The sequence below is a fragment of the Rhodococcus sp. IEGM 1318 genome (assembly GCF_033142465.1).
In the GTDB taxonomy this organism is placed as follows: domain Bacteria; phylum Actinomycetota; class Actinomycetes; order Mycobacteriales; family Mycobacteriaceae; genus Rhodococcus_F; species Rhodococcus_F qingshengii_B.
On record NZ_JAWLSC010000013.1, the window covers coordinates 19,386 to 44,074 of the forward strand.

Genomic DNA, 24,689 nt, shown 5'->3' on the forward strand with positions numbered 1-24,689 from the left:
AAGTTGTTGGCATGAGCGACTATCCGCGCGACGACTATCCCCGGGACATGGTGGGGTACGGCCCTCATCCGCCGCATCCGCACTGGCCCGGCGACGCGCGGATAGCGGTTCAGTTCGTACTCAACTACGAAGAGGGAGCCGAGAACAACGTCCTCGACGGGGACGCGGCTTCGGAGACTTTTCTGTCGGAAATGACTCCGGCGGAAGCATTTCCGAATCGACACATGAGCATAGAATCGCTGTACGAATACGGCTCTCGGGCCGGGTTGTGGCGTGTCCTGCGGACCTTCGAGCGGCGAAACCTGCCTCTCACAGTCTTTGCGGTGGCGCGGGCAATGCAGCGTAACCCCGAAGCAGTCAGTGCTTTTCAGGAGTTGGGTCACGAGATCGCGTGTCACGGATTACGTTGGAAGTCTTACCAATCCGTGGACATCGAGCGTGAACGCGCCGACATGGCCGAGGCAGTCGAGATTCTGCGAGATCTGACGGGTTCGGCGCCTCTCGGTTGGTACACCGGACGCGATTCACCGAACACCCGTGAACTGGTGGTCGAGCACGGCGGCTTCGTCTACGACTCCGATTCGTACGCCGACGATCTGCCGTACTGGGTGGACGTGCCCCGTGGAACAGAGTCGGCGAAGCACCTGGTGGTTCCCTACACCCTTGACACCAACGACATGCGGTTTGCCTCTCCCGCAGGATTTCCCAGCGGCGATCAGTTCTTTGCGCACCTACGCGACGCCTTCGACGTGCTGTATGCGGAGGGAGCGGCCGGATCGCCGAAGATGCTGTCGGTCGGGTTGCACTGCCGCATTGTCGGCCGCCCCGCCCGTGCCGCTGCCCTCGAGCGCTTCCTGGATCATGTGCAGTCGCACGAGAAGGTCTGGATCACGCGACGAATCGACATCGCCGAGCACTGGAAGGCCGCGCACCCCGCTCAGGGATCACGGTAGGTCGACAAAGGACTTCATTCGCGCAGTTCGGGTACTCGTTCGACCGGCGCGTATTCCGCCATCGAATTCTAGGCCATTGACAACTGGCACGGTTGTGGATGACTCTTTGTAGATGGAGAAACACACAACAGCCGAAGCGTCTTCAAGGTGAGCCGGCCAGTGTCAACCAAGAAGCCGACCAAGAACCGCGGATCGAAGGTGTCCTACAACGCCCGCGCAGTGGTGACCGGCGCCGGCAGCGGAATCGGCCGTGCCTTTTCGTTGGAGTTGGCGCGCCGAGGCGGTGAGGTGATCTGCGCGGACATCTCGCTGGAACGGGCCAAGGAAACAGTGGCACTCATCGATGAGGTCGGTGGTACCGCACACGCCGTCCAATGCGATGTGTCGATTCGTGAGCAGGTTCAGGACCTGGCGTTGTTCGCGGAACTCGAACTTGCGGGTCCGCTTTCGCTGGTGATCAACAATGCCGGGGTCGGTATCGGTGGAAAACCGGTGGGCGAGATCGGTTTCGACGATTGGGAGTGGGCACTCGGGATCAATCTGTGGGGTGTCGTCCACGGCTGTGAGATATTCGCTCCACAACTGCGTGCGAGCGGCGCCGGGGGATTCATCAACGTGGCCTCGGCCGCTGGGTTTGCGGCTGCGCCGCTGATGGCGCCCTACAACGTCGGCAAAGCGGCCGTGATGTCGCTCTCGGAGACCTTGTCTGCTGAACTTGCCGGTACGGGAGTGCGGGTGACGGTGCTGTGTCCGACCTTCGTCAAGACAAATGTTGCTCTCGACGGTCGAATCACCGCGGAAGCAACACAATTGGCGCAGGCGTTGATGCGACGAACCGGCTTTTCGCCGGAGCGCATCGCCGTTACCACTCTCGACGCCTACGACAAGGGTCGCCTCTACGTGGTGCCGCAGTTCGATGCGAAGGTGATCTGGCGACTCAAGCGGTATCTACCCGTTGCATACACGTGGGGCTGCGGAGTTCTCAATCGCTTTGCGCCGAAACAGAAGTCGGGATCATCTGGAACCTCGGCGGTGCCGGAGACGAACTCGCTGAGCACGAAAGGAGCGTGACATGTCCTTCGATTTCGACGGAATGCTGCAGAAGATCAAGGACCGCCAATGGGCTCTGGTGGACATCGACTGGGATGCTCCCGGTGCCGAGACGATCAGTCCAGAGCTTCATGCGAAGCTGAAACCGTTCATGTCGGACCTGATGTGGATCGAGAACGTCGGTGCCCGCGGCTTCGCTGCGATGGCTCTCAAGGCGCCGACTGAAACTCTCCGAGACATCTATCGGCATTTCCACGCAGAGGAACAGAAGCACGCCAACGCCGAACTCGCGCTGATGCGTAGGTGGGGAATGCTCGACGGCGACGAGATGCCCGAGCCCAACATCAACGTCAAGCTCGTCATCGACTGGCTGGACAAGCATTCCGATGGTTTGTCGCTCTCGATTCTAGGGACCGTCATACCGATGCTCGAGGTGGCGCTCGACGGAGCCCTGGTCAAGTTCATCATGGACGAGATCGAGGATCCGGTCTGTCAGGCTGTGTTCAAGAAGATCAACGCAGACGAGTCCAGGCATCTGGCGGTGGATTTTGCGGTCATCGAGATGCTCGGGCACTCGACGACGCGCAAGCTCGTTGTCGAAACCGTCGGCGCCTGGATGAACCCGGCGTTGATCATCGGGACACTTCGTTACATCCCGTTGCTGAACAAGATGCGCGACAACATCGTCGACATGGGAGTGAACGAGGAACGGCTCTACACCGCGATGAAGCGGTTCAGGAACGTAGGCGAACGGAGTCCGGCCGCGCTCCGCGTCCCGATGTATCGGGTGGTGAAGTGGCACGGCAACATGGTCATCAATCGCAACCATCCCTACCATCTGCTTGCCGATCGGATGGTCAAGGTCACGGGCCGGCTTTCCGGCAGCAGACTCAATTCCGAGCCGACCTGGGCCAAGGAACTGACGTACGAGCCACTCGCATGAGTACTGCCGAGCCGCTGTCAGTGGCGATCATCGGTGGAGGTTTCGCAGGAATCGGAGCGGCGATTCGGTTGAAGCAGAACGGTATCGAGGACTTCGTCATTCTCGAACGGGGCACGGAAGTCGGCGGGACGTGGCGTGACAACACGTATCCGGGCGCTGCGTGCGACATTCCGTCCCGTCTGTACTCGTACAGTTTCGCCCCGAATCCGGACTGGTCGCACACCTACTCAGCCAGCGCGGAGATCCTCGGCTACATCCGAACGATGGTGAAAGAGTTCGGCCTCGATCCGAAGATTCGGTTTCTGTGCAACGTCACGGGCATCGAGTGGGACGAGCAGACCGGTGTCTGGACGATCGCGCTCGAGGGCCGTGAAGCGCTCGTTGCCCGGACCGTCGTCATGGCGTCGGGTCCGCTCGCGAACGTCAGCTTTCCTGCTGTTCCGGGTTTGGAGAGCTACGAAGGACACAAGATTCACAGCGCTCGCTGGGACCATGACTACGACTTCACCGACAAGCGAGTCGCAGTGATCGGAACCGGCGCCAGTGGCGTCCAGATCGTCCCGGAACTCGTCAAAACTGCACGATCTGTGAAGGTTTTCCAACGAACACCCGGATGGGCATTGCCGCGAGCAAACCTACGCACCCGACCTCGGACCAAGGAGCTGTACCGTCGTCATCCGGGCGTCCAGACTCTGGCGCGTCGGGCTTGGTACTGGGGGCACGAATCGGTAGCACTCGGGGTGGTCTGGCAATCCCCGTTGACGAGGGTGGTGGAGACAGTCGGGCGTCTTCATCTGCGTATGCAGGTGAAGGACCCGTGGTTGCGGCGACAACTCACTCCCGACTTTCGGGCTGGGTGTAAGCGGTTGCTGATGACCAGCGAGTATTACCCGGCTCTCCAGCAGGACAATTGCACACTCGTGACCTGGCCGATCGCGAGACTGGCCCCACATGGCATTCGCACGGTCGAAGGGATCGAGCATCAATTCGACTGCATTGTGTTCGCCACCGGCTTCGACGTTTGCAAGACCGGAACACCGGTCCCGATCATCGGAAGGGGTGGACGTGTGCTCGCACAGGAGTGGAAATCCGGGGCGCGTGCGTATAAGAGCATCGCGGTATCCGGCTACCCCAACCTGTATTTCACCTTCGGACCCAACTCGGGTCCGGGGCACAGCTCCGCCCTCGTGTACATGGAAGCGCAACTCGACTATCTCGCACAAGCGATCAAGATCGTCCTCGAGCGCGACCTCAAGGCACTCGATGTTCGTCAAGATGTCGAAGATGCGTACAACGTCGAGTTGCAGCGGCGGCTGTCGAAGACCACGTGGAACTCTGGATGTTCGAGTTGGTATCTCACTGACGAAGGTTTCAACGCCACGATGTTTCCCGGTTTCGCGACCCAGTACGTGAACCAATTGAAATCGGTGGATCTTCGGGACTACACGAGCACGGTGCGCGAGAAAGACACTGCGCAGACCTGATCCCGGGTTCTGACAGGCCTGGTGTTGCCACTAAGTTGGAATCGTGACGACCGACGCGGCAGAGGAGACGAGGCGGTGACCGAGTACCGCATCGACGATCTCGCGCGGGCTGCGGGCACTACCTCGCGGAATGTACGGGCATATCAGGAACGCGGATTGCTTCCTCCGCCGGAGAAGCGGGGGCGGGTAGGCATCTACGGCGACGCGCACCTCGAACGCCTCAAACTGATCGACACACTTCTTCAACGAGGTTTCACCACTGCGCATATCGACGACTTCATCACCGGGTGGGAAACCGGGAAAGACCTGACAGAGGTGCTGGGTCTGCAACACGCGGTCACCGAACCATGGTCCCGCAGTGACACAGTGAGTATCGAGATGACCGTCGTACGCGAATTTCTCGGGGGCGATGCGGATGGTCAACTGGATCGTCTCGTAGATCTCGGACTGGTAGAGATCGAAGGAGAGAAATGCGTTTTCACCGATCCTGCTTTGCTCAGCGGGTTTTCGAGTCTCCTCGAATACGGTTTCACTCTCGATCACCTTGTCGATGTGCATGAAAAGCTCCACAACGCCGTGGACGGAATCGCGAAAGACCTGATTCAGGCGGCGAAGGATCGCATCGTCGATCAGCACGGGGTCGGTTGGCTCCCGGAGGGCGACGAGGTTGCCGGAACCGCCGAGATGCTCCAGACGATGCGTGAACTCGGTGTGGCGTCGGTACATTCGGCACTGGCCAGGGCGCTCGACGCGAACCTTCAGCGTGAACTCGGCGACTATCTCGCCGCTGCGATCGGCTCGCGGAGCGACGTCGACGAGTCGGAGTAGCAGCTTCGATCACGTTCGGGATGCGCTGCCCCGTCGCGGTGCGCTCAGCTCTTGCGTGCCTCGATCAGGAATCGACTCGAGTATGCGACAAACGATCCGTCGCGACGGATCTGCGCGTCGAGTTCGCGGAGTCGGTCTCGGTACTGCGCCACGGTGAATCCCGGAACCATCCAGATCACCTTGCGTAAGAAGTAGACAACGGCGCCGATGTCGAAGAATTCCATGCGCAGACGCTCGAAACGAAGGTCGACGATGGTGAGCCCGGCCGCAATCGCGTCAGCACTTTCGTCCTCGTAGTGCCGTCCGCGACGAGCCTCCGGCTGGGGTCCGAGAAAGTACTCGACAAGTTCGAACACGCTTGCGTGACCCACATGTTGGGCGAAGTACGTTCCCCCGGGTTCGAGCACGCGCGCGATCTCGGACCACCACACTGTCGCGGGGTGCCGGCTGGTCACCAGATCGAATGCCGAATCGGCAAACGGTAGCGGTGGCTCGTCTGCGTCCGCGACGACCACCACACCTCGCGGACGCAGAAGGGCAGTGGCCTTGGCGACATTCGGTGGCCAGGATTCGGTAGCTGCCATCACGGACGGGAGTGATGGTGCGGCGGCAAGGACTTCGCCGCCGCCGGTCTGGATGTCCAGCGCAGCGCCGGCACCGCCGAGACGTTGACCCATCAGTTTCTGGTATCCCCACGTGGGACGCTGCTCCGTAGCGCGCCCGTCGAGCCACGAGAAATCCCATCCGTCGACGGAGGCGGATTCGGCTTCGGCTACGAGTTCGTCGAAACTTCGTGACATCCCCTGTGGCTTGCCCTCAGGCGTTCCTTCTGACATCACATCATCATGGTCGGCGAGCACTGACGGTGCCAGTCGTTTACGGCTACTTCGGGGTGGCGCCGAGCATCGGTGCAAGTTGGGTGGCGATCGGATTGAGATCGAGCTTGTCCGGGTCCACCTTGGGCTTGCTGTCCCACGGCTGCGAGGTGTTCGGATCGGCAAAGGCGATGCGGTTGGCGCTGCGGACACCCGTTTCACTGCCCTGAGGTGCCTGGCAGTTGGCAGCGGTGTTCAGCGGAAAGTCCTGTGTGGTGTCGTCGAAGTTCGGGTCTTTGCGCTTCATCTCGTCGAGGATCGCCATGGTCCCTTCGTATCCGACGGTGCACGAGAGCGGGTTGTTGGTCTCGAGCACCAAGCCCAGGTGCACGGTTCCATCTGCTGGTGCCACAGTGGGCGCTGCACCGGCGAGCGCAGGGAGAAAGAGCAAGAAGGGCTGCAGGGTAGGCACTGTCGGTGCGGCCGCCGATGCAACGGCGGCGAGGTTGGAGAGGTTGGTCGTAAGCGCAGGACCGGCTTCGGTGACGAGTGCGCCGACTTGTTCGCTGGCCGGTATGCCGTTGTCGATCACGCGTCGGATGTCGGGGTCGCTGGTGCGCAACTGCGCGGTCAGTGCGTCGAGGTCGGTGCTGAACTGCTTGATCGCCGACGATTGATCGGACTGGGTTGTGAGTACCGTCTGGCTGTCGCGGATCAGTCCGAGGGTCTGGGGAAGGGTGTCGAGGCCCGACTGGGAAATCCCCGACAGCGAGTCGGCAAGTACCTGGAGATCTTCGCCCTTGCCGTTGAATGCCGCGCCGAGTTCCTTCGCGACGGTGTGGAGGGCGTCGACCGGAACGGAGTGCACCAGACCGTCGGCGCTGGTCAAGACGTTCTCGATCGGGATCGGCGTGGTGGTGTCGCCCACAGCGATCACCGAGCCGTTTTCGAGGAACGGGCCCTGGTCGGTATCGGGCTGCAGGTCGACGTACTGCTCGCCGATGGCTGAGCGATTGGCCACGACGGCTCGCGCGGATGCGGGGATCTGGGGAGCACTGCTGTCGATCAACAGGTCGACTTCGATTCCGTCGGACGTGAGCGACATGTCGCCGACGCGTCCGACAGGCACACCACGGTAGGTCACTTCGGCGTTGGTGAAGATGCCGCCGGACGTCGCCAGTTCGGTCTTGACCGTGTACTGGCCGAATCCCAGAAGATTGTCCAGCCGTACGTATTTGGCACCGACGTAGATCAACCCGAGTAGCGCGACGGCGACGAGAGCGACCAGCTGCCATTTGGCGAGCCTCGACATCACCATCAGAGATCGAGCCCGAACTGGTGTGGTGTGCTCATGGTTCGACTCCCGAATGACAAGCCGGGTACGGCTGATGTTGAGCGAATTGTGTTCACCCACGGACGTTCTGAGGTGAACCGGAAAGTTCCGACAATTCGTTGTTGGCGATAACTATAAACAAGTCGTCACAGATAGAAAGTCGGGGCGCATGTTTCCGCAGGTCACTGAAATTCAAGTGGCACAGCTCACTTCACGCCTCGATGTGTGATGTACAACCTTCCATGCGCCGCGCAAGCTTGACTTCGCCGTTCGTATCTATAAAAGTAGATGCGTTCCGCTCGGCGAAGGGTGAGGTGTGATCGATGGATGCTTTGGCGATCTTCAAGTCGCTGTCCAACCCGACTCGCCTGCAGATCATGGAGTGGCTCGCACGTCCGGCGAAGTACTTCGACGAGGACTCGTACACGCAACAGGATCTCGGTTTTCACATCGGAGTCTGTGTTGGTGACATTCAGTCGCGATCGGGGCTCGCGCAGTCGGTGATCTCGGGGTATCTGCAGGGCATGAAGGATGTGGGCCTGCTCGAGTCCGAACGTATTGGGAAGTGGACGTACTACCGGCGGAATGAAGCCGTGATCGACGAGTTCAGGGAATTCGTTCGCGAAAAACTGTGACAGTTGGGTTTTCCGCGACGATCGTTGTCCTCCAATCATATCTACATATCTAGATATATATTTGTTTCGCGCCCGTGTGGCGCAGTACGAGGAGTGTGTTGTGAAGTCGAAATTGTTGATTCCCGTTCTGGCATTGGGCGTATTCGGAATCATCACCACCGAGATGGGGATTATTGGGGTTCTGCCCCAGGTCAGCGACAAGTTCAGCATCACCGCGTCTGATGCTGGATGGTTGGTCGGCGTGTTTGCGCTCGTCGTGGCGGTGACCGGTCCCTTCACGACGCTTTTCACTTCGGGAATCAACCGGAAAACCGTTCTGTTGGTGGCGATTGCAGTCTTCGCGGTTTCCAATCTGGTGTATGCGACAACGTCGAGTTTCGAGGTGATGTTTGCTTTCCGAATCATCCCCGCCGTCGTTCATCCGGTCTTCTTCGCTCTCGCGCTCGCGAGTGCGGTTCGTCTGGTGCCACCGGAGGAGGCAACTTCTGCGGTCACGAAGGTATTTGCCGGTGTCACTGTCGGATTTGCGTTCGGTGTGCCGTTGACGTCGTATCTGGCCGAGAACTTCACGGTGTCGACAGCATTCGTTTTCGGCGCTGTAGTCAACGTCTTCGCGTTTTTCGGAATTCTGACACTTCTGCCCTCGACCCCGGTGACACAACGCATGTCGTACGGCGCGCAGGTCGGAATACTTCGCCGGCCCCGCGTGTGGTTGACCATTCTTTCCGTCACCTTCGTCTTCGCAGCCATGTTTTCGGTGTACGGATACTTCGCCGAATATCTCGGCGGGGTGACCGGGATGAGCGGATCGTGGATCAGCGCGATGCTCTTGGCTTTCGGTGTCGTGATGATCTTCGGGAACTTCGTGTTCGGTGCGATGCTCGGAAAGAATGTGGTGCGAACGGTGGTGGCTTTCCCGTTGCTGTACATCGTCGTGTACGTCGTGATCTATCTGGTGGGGCCGTACTCTGCCGCGATAACTGTAGCCGTGTTGGTGTGGGGCATGGTGCATTCCGGTGGACTGGTCGTTTCGCAGAGTTGGATGGGACGAGATTCGGCTGATGCGCCCGAGTTCGGTAACAGCCTGTTCATTTCGTTCTCCAATCTGGGAATCACGCTCGGAACAGCGACAGGCGGCTTGTTTCTCGCACATCTCGGAACACGTCAATTGGTCTGGGCCGGAGTCATTTTAGCCGCTCTCGCCCTGGCAACGATCATCGCTCGATTGTCGCTCGGGCGGGCTCACAACGAGAACGGCGCCAAAGTTCCGGTGTAATTCTTAGGAAGTGGCCGCGAGAACTCACCGCGCGCACTGGTCGACAATCCAAGCGTGATCAAGGATTGAACCATCGTGACGGCAGCGGCAACGCCGTCCACTACCGGCACCCCCAGCTCGGCAGACAGTTCCTGGCACAGGTCCGCCATACCTGCACAACCCAGAACGAGGACGTCCGAGTCGTCTCGTTCCAGTGCGTCGAAACAGGCTTCCAGGATCACTTTTCGCGCATCGGGATCACGATCGAGTTCGAGAACCGGAATCTCGCAGGAGTGGATACCACGGCAGCGGGCCTGCATCCCGTAACGGTCCACCAGGTCGGCAGCGCGGCCACGGGTTCGACCGAGGGTGGTCACAACGCTGAATCCGCGGCCCAGGAAGCCGGCGTAATTCATCGCCGCCTCGGCGATCGCAACCACTGGACCCCTGGCCAGTTCGCGGGCTGCATCCAGACCTGGATCCCCGAAGCAGGCGATGACATATCCGTCGACACCGTTCTTCTCGCCGGACGCGATCTCGGCGAGAATCCCTGGGACGCTGAGAGCTTCGTCGTAGTGGCTTTCGATCGACGCGGGACCCATGACAGGGCTGACCGCCTCGACGAATGTGCCCGGACCGGAGACGGCCCGGGCACATTCCTCGATCTTGGCAGTCATCGCCCACGTGGTGTTGGGGTTGATCACCTTGATTCTCATGACGTTCAATCGACCGTCGTGGTTTCCGCGGAGGAAGTATTCCGGACAGCCAGGAGGGTACGCGTGGCGAGCAAGTAGTAGACGGCAAATCCAAGTCCGCAACCGATGAACCAGCTGTACTGTGCTGCCGTGTACATCCCGGTGAGATCTTTGGCCAGCACCGGGACCATCGCGACGACTGCTCCCACGACGGTTGCGATCACTGCGGCCGGGTTGTATCCCTTGCTGTACCAGTAGGTTCCGGTAGGTGACATGCTGAACAGTTCGTCGACGATCACCTTCTGCTTGCGCACGAGGTAGTAGTCGGAGATCAGGATTCCGAACAGCGGACCGATGAACGCTCCGAGGGTTTCGAGCGTGTAGTGGATGACGTCCGGATTGTTGTAGAGGTTCCACGGGGTGATGAGGATCGAGCCGATCGCTGCGATCATTCCGCCGGCGCGCCAGCTGATCTTCTGTGGGCTGACGTTGGAGAAGTCGAAGGCCGGAGAGATGAAGTTGGCGACGATGTTGATGCCGATCGTGGCGATGGTGAAGGTTAGTGCGCCGAGGACGATGGCGAAGGTACTGTCGATTCGTGCCACGGTTGCAACGGGATCAGTGATCAGTTCGCCGTACACCGGCAGTGTCAACGATGCCGTGACGACGACCAGAACCGAGAACACGAGGAAGTTGACCGGCAAACCGAGGAAGTTGCCCTTCTTGACTGCAGCGAACGACTTCCCGTAGCGGGAGAAGTCGCCGAAGTTGAGCATCGGTCCGGAGAAGTACGAGACAACCAGAGCGATTGCACCGAGCATGACCGGTACGGCGTCGAAACCCGAGTACTTGACGTCGCCGAGTGTGAGATCGATTGCGCTCCAGCCTGCTTGGTAGATGAGGTAGCCGCACAGCATGAACATCACGACATACACTGCCGGCCCACAGAAGTCGATGAACCGGCGGATCGACTCCATGCCTCGCCAGAACACGCAGGCCTGCAATACCCACAGCAGCATGAAACTACCCCAACCAAGCGCGGAGAGCCCAGCGAATCCGTAGTCTTCGACGACTGCATAGGGCGCGAGTGACGGAAAGAGTTTGATCAGTACGACATCGAGCGCTGCCGAAGCAAGGAAGGTTTGAATCCCGTACCAAGCCACGGCAATCAGGCCACGAATTATTGCCGGGATGTTCGCGCCGAGGACGCCGAACACGCTACGGCAGATCACCGGATAGGGCACGCCGGTGGCCTGGCTCGGTTTGGCGACCAGATTACAGAAGAAATAGACGATCGTGATGCCGACCAGCAAGGCGACGAGTACTTGCCAACTGGCCAGTCCGAGCGCGAAAAGGCTACCAGCGGTGACATATCCACCGACGCTGTGTACGTCGGACATCCAGAAGGCGAAGATGTTGTACGACGACCAGGTCTGCTTGCGTAGCGGAGCCAGATCCTCATTGGTCAAACGTGGGTCGTAGCCGGGCTTGATCAAACCGCTGCCGACAGGGTGGCCCGCGGCTTCGACCAGGTCACCTGGGCCGGTGTCCATTGCGGGAGTAGGTGTAGAGGTCGTTCGAGACGGAAGAATGTCGGTCATGACAGCTCCTGTGCATCAGTGCAGGAAATCAGCGGACAGAGCACAAGCTCTCAGCGTCAGTGATGAAAACCGTGTTGAGAGAAAGGTATCGACGCTGTGTTGCACAGTTATTGCGCGATCGGTATATCTTTTTCGGCCAGTAGACCGGTGTTTGTGGGCAGAGTCGCGATCACGGAATTGAGTCGGCGATGATGGATTTCGGAAGCACTCAGTAGGGCGGCTGCGTCCCGGTGCAGGAATGCGTCCAGCATCGCGGTGTGATCCGAGTGCAGAACCTGGCGATCGACGCCGGCAACATGGACCATCGGCTGAACCGGTTCGGTGATGTTCCAGGCAGCTTCGAACATGTGCAGAAGTCGAAGCATGTGCGAAGGTCGGGTCAGTGCGAGGTGAAAGTTTCTGCTCTCGCAGTGATAGGACTGAGAGTCGTCGAAGCGCAATGCGATCTCCAGACGGGAGTTCACCTCGACGGCGTGTTCGTGATCCTCCTCGGTGGCCTGCTCGACCGCGACGGCCAACGCAGCTGATTCGAGAGTTTCGCGGACGATGTACATCTCACGCAATTCCGCCGGCGTCAACTGAGCAACTGTGTAGCCGAGTTGATGTCGGTGGTCGACCAAAGATTCTCCGACCAGGGTTTTCAGTGATTCCCGCACTGGTATTCGGCTGACACCGAATACATCAGCCACGTCGCCGAGAGGAATCGGGGTACCCGGAGGCGCCGAACCGGACAGAATCACTCGCCGCAGTTCGTCGAGGATCGCTTGTTGTGGACTACCGGGAGCATCGATTACCAGTTGCGTCAACAGTACCGATCTACGGCGCGGCGGCATGTCGCTCTCCCTTCGTGTATCTGCCAGCGTAGAAATATGTTGTTTCGCCCGCGTGACACCGGTGTGGCCGTCGTGAATCGCGCACTCGAGGGGGAACATGAGGGCTCCGATCACAAGCGAAAGTGAGTGTTGCTCAGGAAGCCGATCGTGGGGGTAGCGTTGTTGTGTAGTGGTATGGCAGAAAGCGAGTCGGTCGATGGCATCCGCTGTGCGCTCAGAAGCCGACCAGCGAGTTGTCGGTAACTTGCCCTTGGAGCTGACAAGTTTTGTCGGTCGTCGGCGTGAGTTGGCCGACGCCAGGAGACTGTTCGAGACGTCCCGTTTGTTGACACTGACTGGGATCGGTGGCGTGGGCAAGACAAGGCTCGCGATCCGACTTGCGGGAGCGTTGCAACGGGTGTTTCGAGATGGCGCCTGGTTGGTGGAACTGGGGGAGCAGACAGATCCAGATCTCCTCGAAGATTATGTCGCCGTGACCCTGGGTGTCCGGTCAGTCTCGTCGGCGGACCCGCTGCAGGCATTGATCGACTACTGCGCCGATCGGAGTCTGCTCTTGGTGCTCGACAACTGTGAACATCTGGTCGATGCAGTTGCCCTGTTCACCGGGGCGATCTTACGTCGATGTGCCGGTGTGAAGATCCTCGCGACGAGCCGCGAGTCGCTGGGTGTGGGTGGTGAAGCGACGATGCGTGTTCCCTCCCTCAGCACTCCGCAGCAATATGACTCGGGAGTGTTCGAGGGGCTGGCTCGGTACGAATCCGTGTCACTGTTCACCCAGCGTGCGGCCGCGGTAGTCCCAGGCTTCGTCCTCACGGAGGGGAACAAGCTTGCTGTAGCGCGTATCTGCCACGATCTGGACGGCTTGCCGTTACCGATCGAACTGGCGGCAGCTCGCCTGCGTGGTATGTCTGCTGAGCAGATCATGAACAGGCTCTCGGATCGATACCGACTACTGACAACTGGTGGACGCGACGTTCCGAGTCGTCAACAGACGTTGCGATTGTCGATCGATTGGAGTTACGACCTCTGCTCGCCATCCGAACAACAGTTGTGGGGGAGGCTGTCGGTGTTCTCGGGTGGGTTCGATCTCGATGCCGCCGAGGGTGTGTGTGGGCAGGATCTGAATTCGACCGAAGTGCTCGATCTCGTCACCGCGTTGGTAGAGAAGTCCATCCTGATTCGTGAGGAAACCAACGGGGATGTTCGATACCACCTCCTGGATCTTCTCCGGGAGTACGGACATGAAAAGTTGGAGTCCTCCGGTGAGTATTCCGATCGACGTCGAAGGCATCGTGATTGGTTCGAATCTCTTGTTGTACAGTCTGATTCAGAATGGATCAGTAGTGGGCAGGCTGGGTGGATCGAGTGGCTGAGTCGTGAACAGCGCAACGTACACGAAGCGCTGGAGTTCTCGATTTCGACGCCGGGTCAGGCACGGTCTGCGACACGAATGGTCGCGGCGTTGTACCGATTCTGGCTCAACGGCGGGCGGATCGGTTCGGCGAGGCGCTGGGCGGATCGGACGCTGAGCGCCTCCGATGGAGAGCCGGACATGTATCGCCTGGAAATTCTGTGCATCGATGCTGTGGCACACGGCATGCAGGGTGATCTCGTTCGTGCACGCGGACAGGCGGACGAGAGTTTGCGCCTTGCCGACGTCATCGGAGACGTACGCTCGCGAGGCCTGGCCGGATGGGCCGACGGATATGTCGACGCGTTCAATGGCGAATTCGACACTGCCGCCGAGAAGTTGGAAGTTGCCGTAACGCTGTTCCGATCAGCTGAGAATCTGCAGCACAAAGTGATCGGGTTGGGCACCCTCGGGCTCGCGTACATCTTTACCGGTGCTCTGGAGCGTGCTGTGGAATGTTTCGACGAGTCCCTCGCGATCACCGCACCGCTGCACGAAGTGATGTATCAGGCGTCGACGTTGGCCAACCTCGGGCTTGTGGATTGGCTGCGGGGTGACCTCGAGCGCGCCCGTGATCATCTGACGCGAAGCCTGCGGACCACCGACGCCTCTTTGAACTCGGCATGGTGTGTCGAATCGATGGCCTGGGTTGCTGCAGCGCAACGTGATTGGAAGCATGCAGCGGTTCTGCTCGGTGCCGCATCGATGTTCTGGCAGCGGGTCGGGGGTCGATTGAGCGGGCTTTCGGGTTTGTCAGCCTATCACGACAACGCTGCAGTTTCCGCTCGAAAGGCATTGGGTGAGAGTGCTTTCGAGAAGGAGTTTCGCAGAGGATTCGAGATGGCTGAAGGTGAAGCTGTCGTTTACGCGCTCGACGAGCGTCTTAGCGCCCCGGCTGCATCGCCGATCGACGCACCTCACCTGACCCCTCGCGAACAGCAGGTCGCCGAATTGGTGGCTCAGGGACTGACCAACCGCGCTATCGCGGAGCAGTTGGTCATCTCGCTGCGCACGGCTCAGGGGCATGTGGAGCACGTGCTGACAAAACTGGGATTCACTTCCAGAGCACAGATCGCGGCGTGGTTCGTCTCGACCGCGCAGGAGACCGACTCTCGAGGCTAGGCCGCGGACGCCGGTTTTCGTATTGTGGGCTGATCGACGATGCGGAGTTGTTCGTCCAGGTGCTGACGGAAGAACTAGCCGGACGAGCCGTCAATGCACCTGTTCTGTCTCCTTCGTTCGCGGTTTGTTCGACCACGCGGATTGCGCAGTGACTCAGCTCCGATCGCTCCTCGAAGGCGCGCAAGGGTTGCTGATCGACCGCAGGAACTTCGAACCTTCAGGCCTCGAGCGGACCTTTGTGATCCGAATCAACGAGGGCGCGGCGGGCCAGCCTGACGCCGGCTCTGGTCAGGCGTATTGCTGCGGAAGCCCCGAACATTGTAATCCGTTGTGTCGTAGAGGGAAACGAGGATGTCGAGTCGCTTCGGGGCGGAACGATCGACCTCGATGTCGGCGCTGATCCGTTGTCGTCGTCAGATGTGTGCAGTGAGATTCTCTACCGAGAGCGGCATGTGGGCTTGGTAGCGAAGTCGTCACCGTTGGCCCGTTCGGACTGCGCCGGCGGGTGATCGCCGTGGTCGCCTCGCTCGTTGCGGCGGCACTGATGGCCGCCGACAGCGATCTCGTTGCACTGGTGCCGGAAAGGCTCGCCCGATACTTTGCCGCTCGCCTCGAGGTGGCCTGGTTTGCGGTGCCGACCGAACTACCGGCCGTCATCATCCACCAACAGTGGCACGGTCGGCTGGATCACGATCCCGCTCATAGATGGCTGCGCGGACATGTCCGGGAGGCAAGCGTCTAGCTGGATTCGGTGGTCGTTCTGTACTCTCGCAGTCATGCAACAGCGGAGTACGGGAACGGTGACACGGTCACTGTTGCTGCTTCTGCTGCCGTTCATCGCCCTCCTGGCCGTGCCGCCGCTCGGTTCCTCTGGCAGTGCCGCGGTGCTGGGAACTGCGATCGCAGTCTTCGTGGTCGCTGCCCTCGCAACCTCCTCGAAGTACGAACTTCTGCAGCTCTGCGCGGTTTCGGCCACCGGCCCGTCTGATGACGAACGGTGCCTGCGTGGTGCTTTCCGCAGGCAGAGCAGCCCGGATGCGCCAGGCCGTCCGCAACCTCGAGCACCCGGAATCGGTCTGTAGATCGGCCGTCGGCGGGTGTGAACTCGTCATAGGTCGGTCAGACGTCTTGCGTCCACGACCATTCCCGCGCTCTCGATTGCCTGAGCGCGCCTCTCGGTGAGGTTCATTCGTCATGCTCGATTTTGTCTACTACCCGGTGTCCGGAATCCTCTGGTTCTGGCACAAAGTTTTCTCACTGATCTCCGGATCGCCCGACAACGGCGTCGTGTGGGCGTTGTCGGTCGTATTTCTGGTCTTCACACTCAAGGCCTTGCTGTTCAAACCATTCGTCAAGCAGGTTCGCACCCAATTGGTCATGCAAAAGCTGCAACCACAGTTGAAGGCATTGCAGAAAAAGTACGCAGGCGACCGGCAGAAACTTACTGTCGAGATGGCAAAGCTGCAGAAGGAACACAACTACAGTCCGTTACTCGGATGCCTGCCGATGCTCGTCCAGGCACCGGTGTTCATTGGTCTTTACCATGTCCTGAGATCATTCAATCGAACCGGAGCGGCATCCCACGTCCCGTTTCTGAGCCCGACCGAACCGATGTCGGTGGCGGACAACGCGAACACGGCCAACTACTTCTTCAGTGCCTCGGACGTGCAGTCGTTTCTGGACGCCAAACTGTTCGGCGCGCCGTTGTCCGCCATGATTTCGAGTCCGGTAGCGCAGTTGGAAGCGTTCGGCGACGTCAGTCGGATCTCCATCATTCTGGTTGCCGTACCGCTGATGATTTTTGCCGCCGTCGCTACACATTTCACGTCGCGGGCGTCCATCGCTCGTCAGGTCGACACCGGAACCGTCAACCCTCAAACGGCAATCATGAACAAACTTGCTCTGTGGGTATTTCCGGTTGGAGTGATTGCCTTCGGTGCTTTTGCGCCCGTCGCGATCCTGCTCTATTTCGTGAGTAACAACTGCTGGACGTTGGGACAACAGCATTTCGTGTACGGGCGCATCGCGGCGGAACAGAAAGAAGCCGAATCGTCGCCGACACCCGGAGTGACTGCGCCCCGGTCGCCCGGGGTGGCTGCAGGACCGCTGCCGGGTGCAAAGCCGATCCGCGCCAAACGCAAGCGATGACAGAAAAGCGACCCTCCCTACCGGCGGGTAAGGCACGTACGCTGGAATGCATGACCAAATGGACCGCAGAAGACGTAGTCGATCAGACCGGCCGCACATTTGTCGTCACGGGGGCGAACAGCGGACTGGGGGAGGTAGTCGCACGGGCTCTTGGCAAAGCCGGGGCCGACGTCGTCCTCGCCTGTCGTGACACCACGAAGGCCGACGCTGTAGCCGCCGAGATCGGGCCCAACGCGGTTGTCCGCAAATTGGACCTCTCGGATCTATCGTCGGTGCGAGCCTTTGCCGACGCAACGGAGAAGGTCGACGTCCTGGTGAACAACGCCGGCGTGATGGCGGTTCCGTTCCGCCGGACTATCGACGGATTCGAAATGCAGATCGGCACAAACCATCTCGGACACTTCGCGTTGACCGGATTGCTGAAGGACAAGCTCACCGACCGTGTCGTGACGATGTCCAGTGCTCTGCATCAGCTCGGAACTGTCGATCTGGACGATCTTAATTTCGAGCGTCGGAAGTACAACCGCTGGTTGGCCTACGGGCAGTCCAAGCTTGCCAATCTGTTGTTCACGTATGAACTTCAGCGCCGACTCGCGGCGTCCGGTTCACCGCTCAAAGCTTTGGCTTCGCATCCGGGATATGCGTCGACGAACCTGCAGGGGCATACCGAGTCGATCCAGGACAAGCTGATGGGGATCGGAAACCAGATCTTCGCGCAGTCCGCGGAGATGGGTGCACTCCCCGAACTGTGGGCCGCAACCGCGCCGGACGCCTTCGGCGGCAGTTACATCGGACCGGACGGTCCGTTCGAACAGCGAGGTTATCCGAAGGTCGTTGGCTCGAACAAGAAGTCACACGACAAGAAGACGGCCTCGGGCTTGTGGATGCTGTCGGAGAAGTTGACCGGAGTCTCGTACGGGATCTGATTCGGATACGGCGGTGGCCGCGAACTTCGAGAAGTTCGCGGCCACCGTCAATATGTTCGAGCTACATACTGTTCGGGTTACAGCGTGACAACCATCTTGCCGGTGTTCGCACCGCGCATCAGGTCGATGAAGGCTTGTGGTGCATTCTCCAGACCTTCGACGATGGTCTCGTCCCACTGAATCTTGTTGTCGGCGAGCCACCCTGCCATGTGGGTGCGGAACTCGCCGCCGAGGTGGCGGTAGCCGCCCACGAGGAATCCGCGCAGAGTGAGTTGCTTGCCGATCACCAGTGCCAGGTTGTGGGGAGCGGTGGGCTTCTCGGTGGTGTTGTACTGAGCGATGGCCCCGCACAGGGCAATCCGGCCACCCGGGTTCATGGCATCGATAGCGGCTTCGAGATGTTCGCCACCGACGTTGTCGAAGTACACGTCGATGCCCTCAGGGGCAGCAGCGGCGAGCAGTTCGGTGATCTGGCCGTCGTGGTAGTCGAACGCCGCGTCGAATCCGAGTTCGAGAAGCCGGGCAACCTTCGCCGGTGAACCGGCGCTACCGATTACTCGCTTCGCTCCGAGCAACTTGGCGATCTGACCCACGAGCGATCCGACGGCTCCGGCTGCACCGGAGACGAATACGGTATCGCCTTCCTTGAACTCCGCAACCGCGGTGAGGCCGGCATACGCGGTCAGACCGGTCATGCCGAGGGCACCCAGGTAGGCCGTCGCCGGCGCGATGGAGGTGTCGGCCGGAGTCACTGCGGATCCGTCGAGGATGGCGTATTCACGCCACCCGAGGCCGTGGACGACAACGTCGCCCACGGCGCGATCAGCCGACTTGGATTCGACGACCTCGCCGACAGCGCCACCGTCGAGCGGCGCACCGACCTGGAACGGCGGAAGGTAGGACTTCACGTCGTTCATCCGGCCGCGCATGTACGGGTCGACGGAGATCGCGATGTTGCGGACCAGGATCTGGCCGTCTTCGAGTTCGGGGAGTTCTACTTCGGCGGTGGCGAAGTTCTCCGAGGTGGGCCAACCGTTCGGGCGTGAAGCGAGGCGGATTTCCCGGCTGACAGTGGTGGTGCTCATTCGTCGTCCTTACTTACTTCGAGGGTGACCTCGATGTTGCCGCGAGTTGCATTGGAGTACGGGCACACCTGGTGTGCCTTCTCCGTCAGCTCGACGGCCTGATCATGGGGTAGGTGGGGGAGTGAAACCTCCAGCGTCACAGCGAGTCCGAAGCCTCCTGCACCGTTGGGGCCGATGCCGACCCGCGCGCCGACTGCGGAATCAGCCACGTTGGCCTTCTCGGCGCGAGCGACCATCTGCAGAGCGGAGTGGAAGCAGGCTGCGTATCCGGCGGCAAAGAGTTGCTCGGGGTTGGTGCCTTCGCCATTGCCACCCATTTCCTTGGGAATGGCGAGGCCGAGATCGAGGCGTCCGTCCGAGGTGCGAGCGTGACCGTTGCGGCCTTCGCCGGTGGCAAGTGCTTCTGCGGTGTAGACGATGTTCATGACTTCTTCTTTCCGTCGGAGTGGGCATTGGATGCTTGAAGTGATTCGCCGAGACGAGTGAGAACGTCTCGAAGCTCGGTGAGTTCGTCGTTACTCAGACCCGTGGCGCCTGCGAGTTTGGCCGGGATGTCCTCGGCCTTGCTGCGCAAGGTGGAACCCGCCTCGGTCAGGTGAATCTCGACGCGACGCTCGTCGGTGGTGAGGCGTCGGCGCTCGATGAATCCCAGACCCTCCAGCCTCTTGAGCAGCGGCGACAGAGTTCCGGTATCGAGATCGAGTGCCTCACAGATCTCACGTACCCCGCGGCCGTCTCGTTCCCAGAGTGTCAACAAGACGAGGTACTGGGGATACGTGATTCCCAGGTCGTCGAGCATTGCCCGGTACGCGGCCGTAGTGGCCCGCGACGCCGAATAGAGGGCGAAGCAGACCTGGCGTTCGAGGGCGAGTGGGTTGGTCACGAGAACAACTGTAGCGCACAGTTAAGTTGTACACAACAAAGAAGTGTCAAATAGATCTGCGGATGGGCGGCAGTCTGTCTACGGCGTCGACAGAATCTCGGAGACACGCTCGAGGAAGGTGTGCACTGTGCGGGCCCCCGGCGCCGGAAACCTGGTGCGCACTGCCAACCCGTCGTGAGTGCGTGAGAACCAGAACTGAACGTCGTCTGCGCTCGACACGCGACTGAGTTGCTGCGGATTGATCGGCGCAGGCTGTGAGTCGCCGGGCCGTGATTCGCAGGACTGTGATTTACGGGGGCGAGATCCACCAGGCATGGTTCGGTAGTCGGCGTAGGACACCGAGAAGACGTCCCTGCGAGTGGGTGAAACCTCGGGCCCCAAGCTCCGCAACACTTGTCTCGACGACACGGATGACAGTGAAAGTGACTCGTGGAAAGCGAGATTGACTGCCCGAGCAGTGCTGTGAAGATTGTCCATGCTCGTCACGGTCATGGGCGCATTGGCCACCAGCCAACCGAAGGTGTGGTTGTGTCGCGGTTCCCTACGCGTGTGGACCGGGAACAGTAGGTGTGTGTCCCTCTTGCCGGTCAATTGTGTTGCGGCCAAACCGATCGACGCAAGTATCGCGCCGAACGACGAGTGCCGATGATCGGCGCAGTTCTGGTCGAACAGCTCTGCTTCGCCGGGGTCCAGGAGCATCCGGGTGTCTGTACCCTGGGGCGACATGGTCCCGGCGGGCAGTTCCAGATCTACGGGAAAATGGGGAGTGTCACCCCCGCATGATCGGAGGAAGGACCGCCAACCCGCAATGCGGTGGTCGCCGGGCTCTGGATCCGCGGTTGCCGATTCGCGGAAGCAGTAGTTGAGGAAACTCCCGGGCTCCGGCAGGAGATCCGACGCGGTCGGAACACGGTCCGCCCGCGTGTATTCGCGATACAGAGTGCTGATCTCGGTAATTGCGATGCTCATGGACCAGCCGTCGCAGATGGCATGGTCGAACCCGCAGATCACTGTTGACTGGTCCTCACGGGTGATGGCACCGAGAAAGTACGCGGGAAACGCAAAAGGATTGCACCATCGATCCAAGCGCTCGCCCAAGAGTTCTCGTACCTGTTCAGGTGTTCGTGCGTCAGCCACTGTTTCCTCACGCAGGCGCAGATCGGCGACGTCGGCGACGTCGACGAACAGTGCCGAGGATTCGCCCGGTTCTTCGGCCTGGGAGAACGAGCACGACAGGGCGTCGTGACGGGACGTCCATTCCTCGAAGCTGGCCTTGAGTGCGTCCGTGTCGATGGGGCCGGGAACGTCGAAAGTGGCAGCGAGCCAAGTCGTATCGCCGCGTCTGCCGGCAAGATGCAGCTGCTGATTGGAGGTCGGAGGAACCGGATACGTCGATCCGGTGGAGATTTTGCTCGGCGTCCACTGCAGGATGCGGCCCGGCCGTGCCTCGAACCTGTCGAGAAAGGTGATGTGCATCAGGCGGTCTCCACTTCCTGACGTGCATCCGCCTGATGAACGACGCGATAGTCGCCGGTATCAGTGACCGTTCTCAGGACGTTGCGGAGGTGTCGAAGGTACCTATCCACCGATGTGTGCGCCTGCTCGGTGTCGGGAAAACTGACCATCACATACGTACGGTCTTTCTTCCTGTTGATCCACATCGACAGGTCACCCGTCGTTCCAGGTCCACCGAGTGCACGCGCTTCGAGTTCGTCGTGGTGCTCGGCACCTGGAATCAGGCGCATGTCGATGTACGACACCATCGGCGGGACCGACGTTCCGCCGATGTCGGATCCGGTCAACTTCGACACCTCGGCGATCACCGAATGGATGGACACGTCCGCGAGCCCCTTCACTGCGGCGCGAGCAGCGTGGGCAAGGGGGAGTGTATCGGTGAAGCTCGTGACACCACTCAGCGTGAACGAGACCGGGACGAGATTGATGAACCAGCCTTGAGAATAACGGTATCTCGGATCGGAGCGAGTGCCGACTGCGTTGAGCGCGAAGTAGTTCGCTCTGTTCGCGACCTCGATCTCGGTGAGGGCGAGGGCTGCGAATATCCCCGTGGAGAAGCCGACACCATTGGCCTTGCACAGCGCCGCGAATGCGGCCGACTCGTCGCTGTCGAGAACGTCGATATGTGTGCGCGTCGACCGGGTCTGCTCGCCCCGCGCGACGCCGAGGTGGAGGGGGAACGTGGGGAGTTGTCCGGCATTGGCCGCAAGAATCGAAATCCACTGCTGCACAGGTGCTGCGGACAGATCGAGATCCCCCGCGGCCGCCCGTTCTTCGCCGCTGTACTCGACATAACTTCCAGGAGAGGGAAGTTGATCGTCGATGCCGGCGCTTTCGGCGACGTACAGCGCACGAAGTTCTTCGACGCCGAGCATCAGCGACAAGCCGTCGGTGTGCGAGTGATCGACGCCGTAGTAGATGGTGAAGCCGGCGCCCGTTCCATGTTCGACGGCGCCACTGATGAACGAGGGCCACTGCAGTGGGCTGGTATCGCAGGCGAAACTTCGGCTCACATGCTCACGAACCGCATCTGTCGTGTTCAGGGGACCGACGCTGTGTGGTGTGAGCTCGATCGTCGACGCATCCACCACCCGACGGTCGATGACCCCACTACCACCAGGATCTTCGGATGGTCTGACCTCGAACCAACTGTGCAGTGTGTTGTGCCGCAGTACAAAAGCCTGCACTGCCCGCCGCAGTGCCTCCCGATCGAGATCACCGGGCAGAGTGAACGTGAATCCGATCCACGGTGACCAGTCGACGCCTTGTGCACGCTTGTGGTCGGCCGTACGAATGTGTCCCTCTTGTAGGAACGAGAGTGGTTGGTCGCTCCGCGGTGCCCGGGATGCCGCCGCCAGGGATTGCTCAGTAGGCCTGAACTCGGTGAGCGTCCCGGCTTTCGGTGCCCAGAGATCGATGGGTGTCATTTCCATGGGAGTTCTCCTCGATCGTTGCAGCGGTGTTGGTCGGAGGTGCGCATGTGTCGGTCAAGAAGGCAAAGTCCTCCATCTCACGGCGGAGCAGCCCGGCGAACTGATGAATGTGGCGGCTCGTGCGCGCGTTGCCCGGGTGGCGTATGGCCAGATTGAGCCCTTCCGGCGTCCGCGTCAGCCAGATGTAGACGTCGGTTCCCGAATGATCGCGACTACGAAGGCCTCTGGTCTGCCAACTCGTCCACTGCTCGGCACCGGGAACGTGACGAACGTCCATGTAGGAGAGCACGAACGGCAGGTGCTGCGGGCAGTCGATCAGCTCGCACACTTTCGAATACGGCAAGGCCGCTGCGGGTCGGACGCGTCGTACCTCCGCGCCGGCAACCTGGGCCAGATCGCTCACGGTAACGTCGGGGGCAATCGGAATCCTCACCGGCACAACACCGATGAACCATCCCAGGGACGCAGCCCATCGAAGTTCTGAACGGGTGTGTTGTGGCACGACGACGCGGAATTCGTCTGCGCCGGTGAGATCGCCGGTCACTTTGGCCGCGCACGCGAGTATCGCGGCCAGGAATCCTTGGTTGTTGCGCTTGCTCGCTTCTGCCAGGCGTTCGGCTCCCCGGGCGCTCAGAAGCCAGGCGGACAGGCTTTGCTGAGGAACTCGGCGTCCGGTGACCGGTTCGGGTAACGCCGGAAAGAACGGAGCCTCACCGTGCGTGTAGAACTCATGCCACGTCTGCACCGCAGGGTGGGAGCAGTCCGCATGTTCCACGAGATCTCGTTCGGTGGTGCCGAAGTCGATGTAGCTCCCGGTTTCCGTCGGTGAAGGAGGGCGTCCCTCGCTCAACGATCGGTAGATCGTCTGCAGTTCGTGCGCGGTCAGCGCCACCGAATATCCGTCCAGCAGAGCATGATCAGCGGCGAAAACCACGGTGAAATGATTGGGACTTTCAATCGTCGCGAATTGATATGCAGGCCAGACAAGTGGATCGGTCGACCGGTCGAGCAGTTGCTGCAGATGCGTGAAGACGGACATCGAGGACGCAAGATGTCCGACTTCGTTACCCAGAATTCGGACGTCTCCAGGACCCGCGGTGCGTCGGACTATCGCTTCGCCCTCCATGGCGACTCGTGTTCGGAGCACTTCGTGGCGATCGATCCAATGATCGAGTGCGGCCGCCCAGATCCTTCGGTCGAGTCGGTCGTGGATGCGAAACGAGGTACCCAGCCACGACGGAGTGCATCCGTCGATCTGATGGTGCGCCTGCCGTTTCGCCTGCTCGGCATGTTTCAAGTGTGCTTCGTGTATGTAGCTGGCAGGACGCTGGTCGACAGGCCACAGCTCGGGCGGATTCACTGCGGCAGGAGTCCACTCGGTGACGGTCCCAGGAGGTAGGGGATAGTCGGCAAGTTCCGTGAATTCCATTGGCAAACCTGATCTCTCGAGATGGCGAAAGGTGGGGATCGTGAACGGGGCGGATGTTTGTAACCGAGAGTGACAGATGATTAGTCAAGGCAAGTAGAACGCGACCCGAGGCTGCGCGCAACTGCTTCGGTCCGGTATGTGACGAGGAACATTCCGCTCGTTATTTCGGACAATTCGAATACTGGACATCCGGTTTACAGTCCTGGTCACCTGTCAGTTTATTGATCAATCACTCTGTGGTGAAACAAATTTCATCAACCTGCTGCAACAGCTGTGAGATCGCGACACATTCGAACATGCAAATAGTGGAAT

24 protein-coding genes are annotated in these 24,689 nt (G+C 60.3%); 13 read left to right on the forward strand and 11 right to left on the reverse strand.

What is annotated here, in order from left to right; translation table 11 throughout:
* Window positions 1-11: 11 nt before the first annotated feature.
* From puuE to R4P65_RS25970, 5 genes are all read left to right on the forward strand, one after another.
* The gene (gene puuE, locus R4P65_RS25950; protein ID WP_317828642.1) at window positions 12-953 is read left to right on the forward strand and encodes an allantoinase PuuE; all 942 of its coding nucleotides are present in this window, start codon (window positions 12-14) and stop codon (window positions 951-953) included.
* 159 nt (window positions 954-1,112) lie between these two features.
* On the forward strand, window positions 1,113-2,024 hold the full coding sequence (locus tag R4P65_RS25955) for an SDR family NAD(P)-dependent oxidoreductase (protein WP_317828643.1): 912 nt from the start codon (window positions 1,113-1,115) through the stop codon (window positions 2,022-2,024).
* Between the two features lies 1 nt (window position 2,025).
* Complete coding sequence (locus R4P65_RS25960) at window positions 2,026-2,946, forward strand: ferritin-like domain-containing protein (protein WP_283302521.1); 921 nt, start codon at window positions 2,026-2,028, stop codon at window positions 2,944-2,946.
* Window positions 2,943-4,430, forward strand: coding sequence for a flavin-containing monooxygenase (locus R4P65_RS25965; RefSeq protein ID WP_230814628.1), 1,488 nt, complete (start codon window positions 2,943-2,945; stop codon window positions 4,428-4,430). Before R4P65_RS25960 ends, R4P65_RS25965 begins: the two co-directional genes overlap by 4 nt.
* Window positions 4,431-4,505: 75 nt before the next feature.
* Window positions 4,506-5,258 (forward strand): MerR family transcriptional regulator, encoded by a 753-nt coding sequence (locus R4P65_RS25970; RefSeq protein ID WP_317828644.1) that lies wholly within the window; start codon window positions 4,506-4,508, stop codon window positions 5,256-5,258.
* A gap of 44 nt (window positions 5,259-5,302) precedes the next feature.
* Here the strand turns inward: R4P65_RS25970 and R4P65_RS25975 are convergent, their stop codons facing one another.
* Window positions 5,303-6,058 (reverse strand): class I SAM-dependent methyltransferase, encoded by a 756-nt coding sequence (locus R4P65_RS25975; protein WP_230814751.1) that lies wholly within the window; start codon window positions 6,056-6,058, stop codon window positions 5,303-5,305.
* An 82-nt stretch (window positions 6,059-6,140) separates the two neighbouring features.
* Window positions 6,141-7,391: an MCE family protein gene (locus R4P65_RS25980; RefSeq protein WP_411742589.1), complete on the reverse strand. Its 1,251-nt coding sequence runs from the start codon at window positions 7,389-7,391 to the stop codon at window positions 6,141-6,143.
* A 338-nt stretch (window positions 7,392-7,729) separates the two neighbouring features.
* Here R4P65_RS25980 and R4P65_RS25985 point away from each other — a divergent pair, with 338 nt between their 5' ends.
* Window positions 7,730-8,041, forward strand: coding sequence for a metalloregulator ArsR/SmtB family transcription factor (locus tag R4P65_RS25985; RefSeq protein WP_317828645.1), 312 nt, complete (start codon window positions 7,730-7,732; stop codon window positions 8,039-8,041).
* Between the two features lie 100 nt (window positions 8,042-8,141).
* Entirely contained in the window at window positions 8,142-9,317 is a 1,176-nt protein-coding gene (locus R4P65_RS25990) for an MFS transporter (protein ID WP_317828646.1), read from the forward strand.
* Here the strand turns inward: R4P65_RS25990 and R4P65_RS25995 are convergent.
* From R4P65_RS25995 to R4P65_RS26005, 3 genes are all read right to left on the reverse strand, one after another.
* Complete coding sequence (locus R4P65_RS25995) at window positions 9,284-10,012, reverse strand: aspartate/glutamate racemase family protein (protein WP_317828647.1); 729 nt, start codon at window positions 10,010-10,012, stop codon at window positions 9,284-9,286. The genes R4P65_RS25990 and R4P65_RS25995 overlap by 34 nt on opposite strands.
* A gap of 5 nt (window positions 10,013-10,017) precedes the next feature.
* The gene (locus R4P65_RS26000; protein WP_317828648.1) at window positions 10,018-11,592 is read right to left on the reverse strand and encodes an NCS1 family nucleobase:cation symporter-1; all 1,575 of its coding nucleotides are present in this window, start codon (window positions 11,590-11,592) and stop codon (window positions 10,018-10,020) included.
* 107 nt (window positions 11,593-11,699) lie between these two features.
* Complete coding sequence (locus tag R4P65_RS26005; RefSeq protein ID WP_317828649.1) at window positions 11,700-12,425, reverse strand: GntR family transcriptional regulator; 726 nt, start codon at window positions 12,423-12,425, stop codon at window positions 11,700-11,702.
* Between the two features lie 196 nt (window positions 12,426-12,621).
* On the opposite strand from R4P65_RS26005, the gene R4P65_RS26010 reads away from it, so the two are divergent.
* From R4P65_RS26010 to R4P65_RS26030, 6 genes are all read left to right on the forward strand, one after another.
* The gene (locus R4P65_RS26010; protein WP_317828650.1) at window positions 12,622-14,958 is read left to right on the forward strand and encodes an ATP-binding protein; all 2,337 of its coding nucleotides are present in this window, start codon (window positions 12,622-12,624) and stop codon (window positions 14,956-14,958) included.
* Between the two features lie 323 nt (window positions 14,959-15,281).
* Entirely contained in the window at window positions 15,282-15,467 is a 186-nt protein-coding gene (locus R4P65_RS33215) for a hypothetical protein (protein ID WP_411742590.1), read from the forward strand.
* 5 nt (window positions 15,468-15,472) lie between these two features.
* Window positions 15,473-15,700 carry a hypothetical protein gene (locus tag R4P65_RS26015; protein WP_317828651.1) on the forward strand — a complete coding sequence of 76 codons (228 nt, stop codon included), beginning with the start codon at window positions 15,473-15,475 and terminating at the stop codon, window positions 15,698-15,700.
* Window positions 15,701-15,734: 34 nt separating this feature from the next.
* Window positions 15,735-16,040: a DUF6412 domain-containing protein gene (locus tag R4P65_RS26020; RefSeq protein ID WP_029256089.1), complete on the forward strand. Its 306-nt coding sequence runs from the start codon at window positions 15,735-15,737 to the stop codon at window positions 16,038-16,040.
* 112 nt (window positions 16,041-16,152) lie between these two features.
* Entirely contained in the window at window positions 16,153-17,106 is a 954-nt protein-coding gene (gene yidC / locus R4P65_RS26025; protein ID WP_230814619.1) for a membrane protein insertase YidC, read from the forward strand.
* 50 nt (window positions 17,107-17,156) lie between these two features.
* A complete protein-coding gene (locus R4P65_RS26030; RefSeq protein WP_317828652.1) occupies window positions 17,157-18,032 on the forward strand; it encodes an oxidoreductase in 876 nt (291 codons plus the stop codon).
* A 77-nt stretch (window positions 18,033-18,109) separates the two neighbouring features.
* Here R4P65_RS26030 and R4P65_RS26035 read toward each other — a convergent pair whose 3' ends face one another.
* From R4P65_RS26035 to R4P65_RS26060, 6 genes are all read right to left on the reverse strand, one after another.
* Entirely contained in the window at window positions 18,110-19,117 is a 1,008-nt protein-coding gene (locus tag R4P65_RS26035) for an NADP-dependent oxidoreductase (RefSeq protein ID WP_317828653.1), read from the reverse strand.
* The gene (locus tag R4P65_RS26040) at window positions 19,114-19,542 is read right to left on the reverse strand and encodes an organic hydroperoxide resistance protein (protein WP_317828654.1); all 429 of its coding nucleotides are present in this window, start codon (window positions 19,540-19,542) and stop codon (window positions 19,114-19,116) included. The genes R4P65_RS26035 and R4P65_RS26040 overlap by 4 nt, the downstream gene beginning before the upstream one ends.
* The gene (locus R4P65_RS26045; RefSeq protein ID WP_003940568.1) at window positions 19,539-20,000 is read right to left on the reverse strand and encodes a MarR family winged helix-turn-helix transcriptional regulator; all 462 of its coding nucleotides are present in this window, start codon (window positions 19,998-20,000) and stop codon (window positions 19,539-19,541) included. Before R4P65_RS26045 ends, R4P65_RS26040 begins: the two co-directional genes overlap by 4 nt.
* 78 nt (window positions 20,001-20,078) lie before the next feature.
* On the reverse strand, window positions 20,079-21,476 hold the full coding sequence (locus R4P65_RS26050; protein WP_317828655.1) for a condensation domain-containing protein: 1,398 nt from the start codon (window positions 21,474-21,476) through the stop codon (window positions 20,079-20,081).
* A complete protein-coding gene (locus R4P65_RS26055; protein ID WP_317828656.1) occupies window positions 21,476-22,948 on the reverse strand; it encodes a condensation domain-containing protein in 1,473 nt (490 codons plus the stop codon). Before R4P65_RS26055 ends, R4P65_RS26050 begins: the two co-directional genes overlap by 1 nt.
* Complete coding sequence (locus R4P65_RS26060; RefSeq protein ID WP_317828657.1) at window positions 22,881-24,377, reverse strand: condensation domain-containing protein; 1,497 nt, start codon at window positions 24,375-24,377, stop codon at window positions 22,881-22,883. The genes R4P65_RS26055 and R4P65_RS26060 overlap by 68 nt, the downstream gene beginning before the upstream one ends.
* Window positions 24,378-24,689 lie beyond the last annotated feature (312 nt).

What these genes read in the sequence shown, in the direction of transcription:
- R4P65_RS25975 (WP_230814751.1), bottom strand. Translation starts at nt 6,058, where the DNA reads ATGTCACGAAGTTTCGACGAACTCGTAGCCGAAGCCGAATCCGCCTCC.
- R4P65_RS25995 (WP_317828647.1), bottom strand. Translation starts at nt 10,012, where the DNA reads ATGAGAATCAAGGTGATCAACCCCAACACCACGTGGGCGATGACTGCC.
- R4P65_RS26060 (WP_317828657.1), bottom strand. Translation starts at nt 24,377, where the DNA reads ATGGAATTCACGGAACTTGCCGACTATCCCCTACCTCCTGGGACCGTC.
- R4P65_RS26010 (WP_317828650.1), top strand. Translation starts at nt 12,622, where the DNA reads ATGGCATCCGCTGTGCGCTCAGAAGCCGACCAGCGAGTTGTCGGTAAC.
- R4P65_RS25980 (WP_411742589.1), bottom strand. Translation starts at nt 7,391, where the DNA reads ATGGTGATGTCGAGGCTCGCCAAATGGCAGCTGGTCGCTCTCGTCGCC.
- R4P65_RS26050 (WP_317828655.1), bottom strand. Translation starts at nt 21,476, where the DNA reads ATGCACATCACCTTTCTCGACAGGTTCGAGGCACGGCCGGGCCGCATC.
- yidC (WP_230814619.1), top strand. Translation starts at nt 16,153, where the DNA reads ATGCTCGATTTTGTCTACTACCCGGTGTCCGGAATCCTCTGGTTCTGG.
- R4P65_RS26040 (WP_317828654.1), bottom strand. Translation starts at nt 19,542, where the DNA reads ATGAACATCGTCTACACCGCAGAAGCACTTGCCACCGGCGAAGGCCGC.
- R4P65_RS25985 (WP_317828645.1), top strand. Translation starts at nt 7,730, where the DNA reads ATGGATGCTTTGGCGATCTTCAAGTCGCTGTCCAACCCGACTCGCCTG.
- R4P65_RS26005 (WP_317828649.1), bottom strand. Translation starts at nt 12,425, where the DNA reads ATGCCGCCGCGCCGTAGATCGGTACTGTTGACGCAACTGGTAATCGAT.
- R4P65_RS26030 (WP_317828652.1), top strand. Translation starts at nt 17,157, where the DNA reads ATGACCAAATGGACCGCAGAAGACGTAGTCGATCAGACCGGCCGCACA.
- R4P65_RS25960 (WP_283302521.1), top strand. Translation starts at nt 2,026, where the DNA reads ATGTCCTTCGATTTCGACGGAATGCTGCAGAAGATCAAGGACCGCCAA.
- puuE (WP_317828642.1), top strand. Translation starts at nt 12, where the DNA reads ATGAGCGACTATCCGCGCGACGACTATCCCCGGGACATGGTGGGGTAC.
- R4P65_RS26055 (WP_317828656.1), bottom strand. Translation starts at nt 22,948, where the DNA reads ATGGAAATGACACCCATCGATCTCTGGGCACCGAAAGCCGGGACGCTC.
- R4P65_RS26035 (WP_317828653.1), bottom strand. Translation starts at nt 19,117, where the DNA reads ATGAGCACCACCACTGTCAGCCGGGAAATCCGCCTCGCTTCACGCCCG.
- R4P65_RS25965 (WP_230814628.1), top strand. Translation starts at nt 2,943, where the DNA reads ATGAGTACTGCCGAGCCGCTGTCAGTGGCGATCATCGGTGGAGGTTTC.
- R4P65_RS26000 (WP_317828648.1), bottom strand. Translation starts at nt 11,592, where the DNA reads ATGACCGACATTCTTCCGTCTCGAACGACCTCTACACCTACTCCCGCA.
- R4P65_RS26020 (WP_029256089.1), top strand. Translation starts at nt 15,735, where the DNA reads ATGCAACAGCGGAGTACGGGAACGGTGACACGGTCACTGTTGCTGCTT.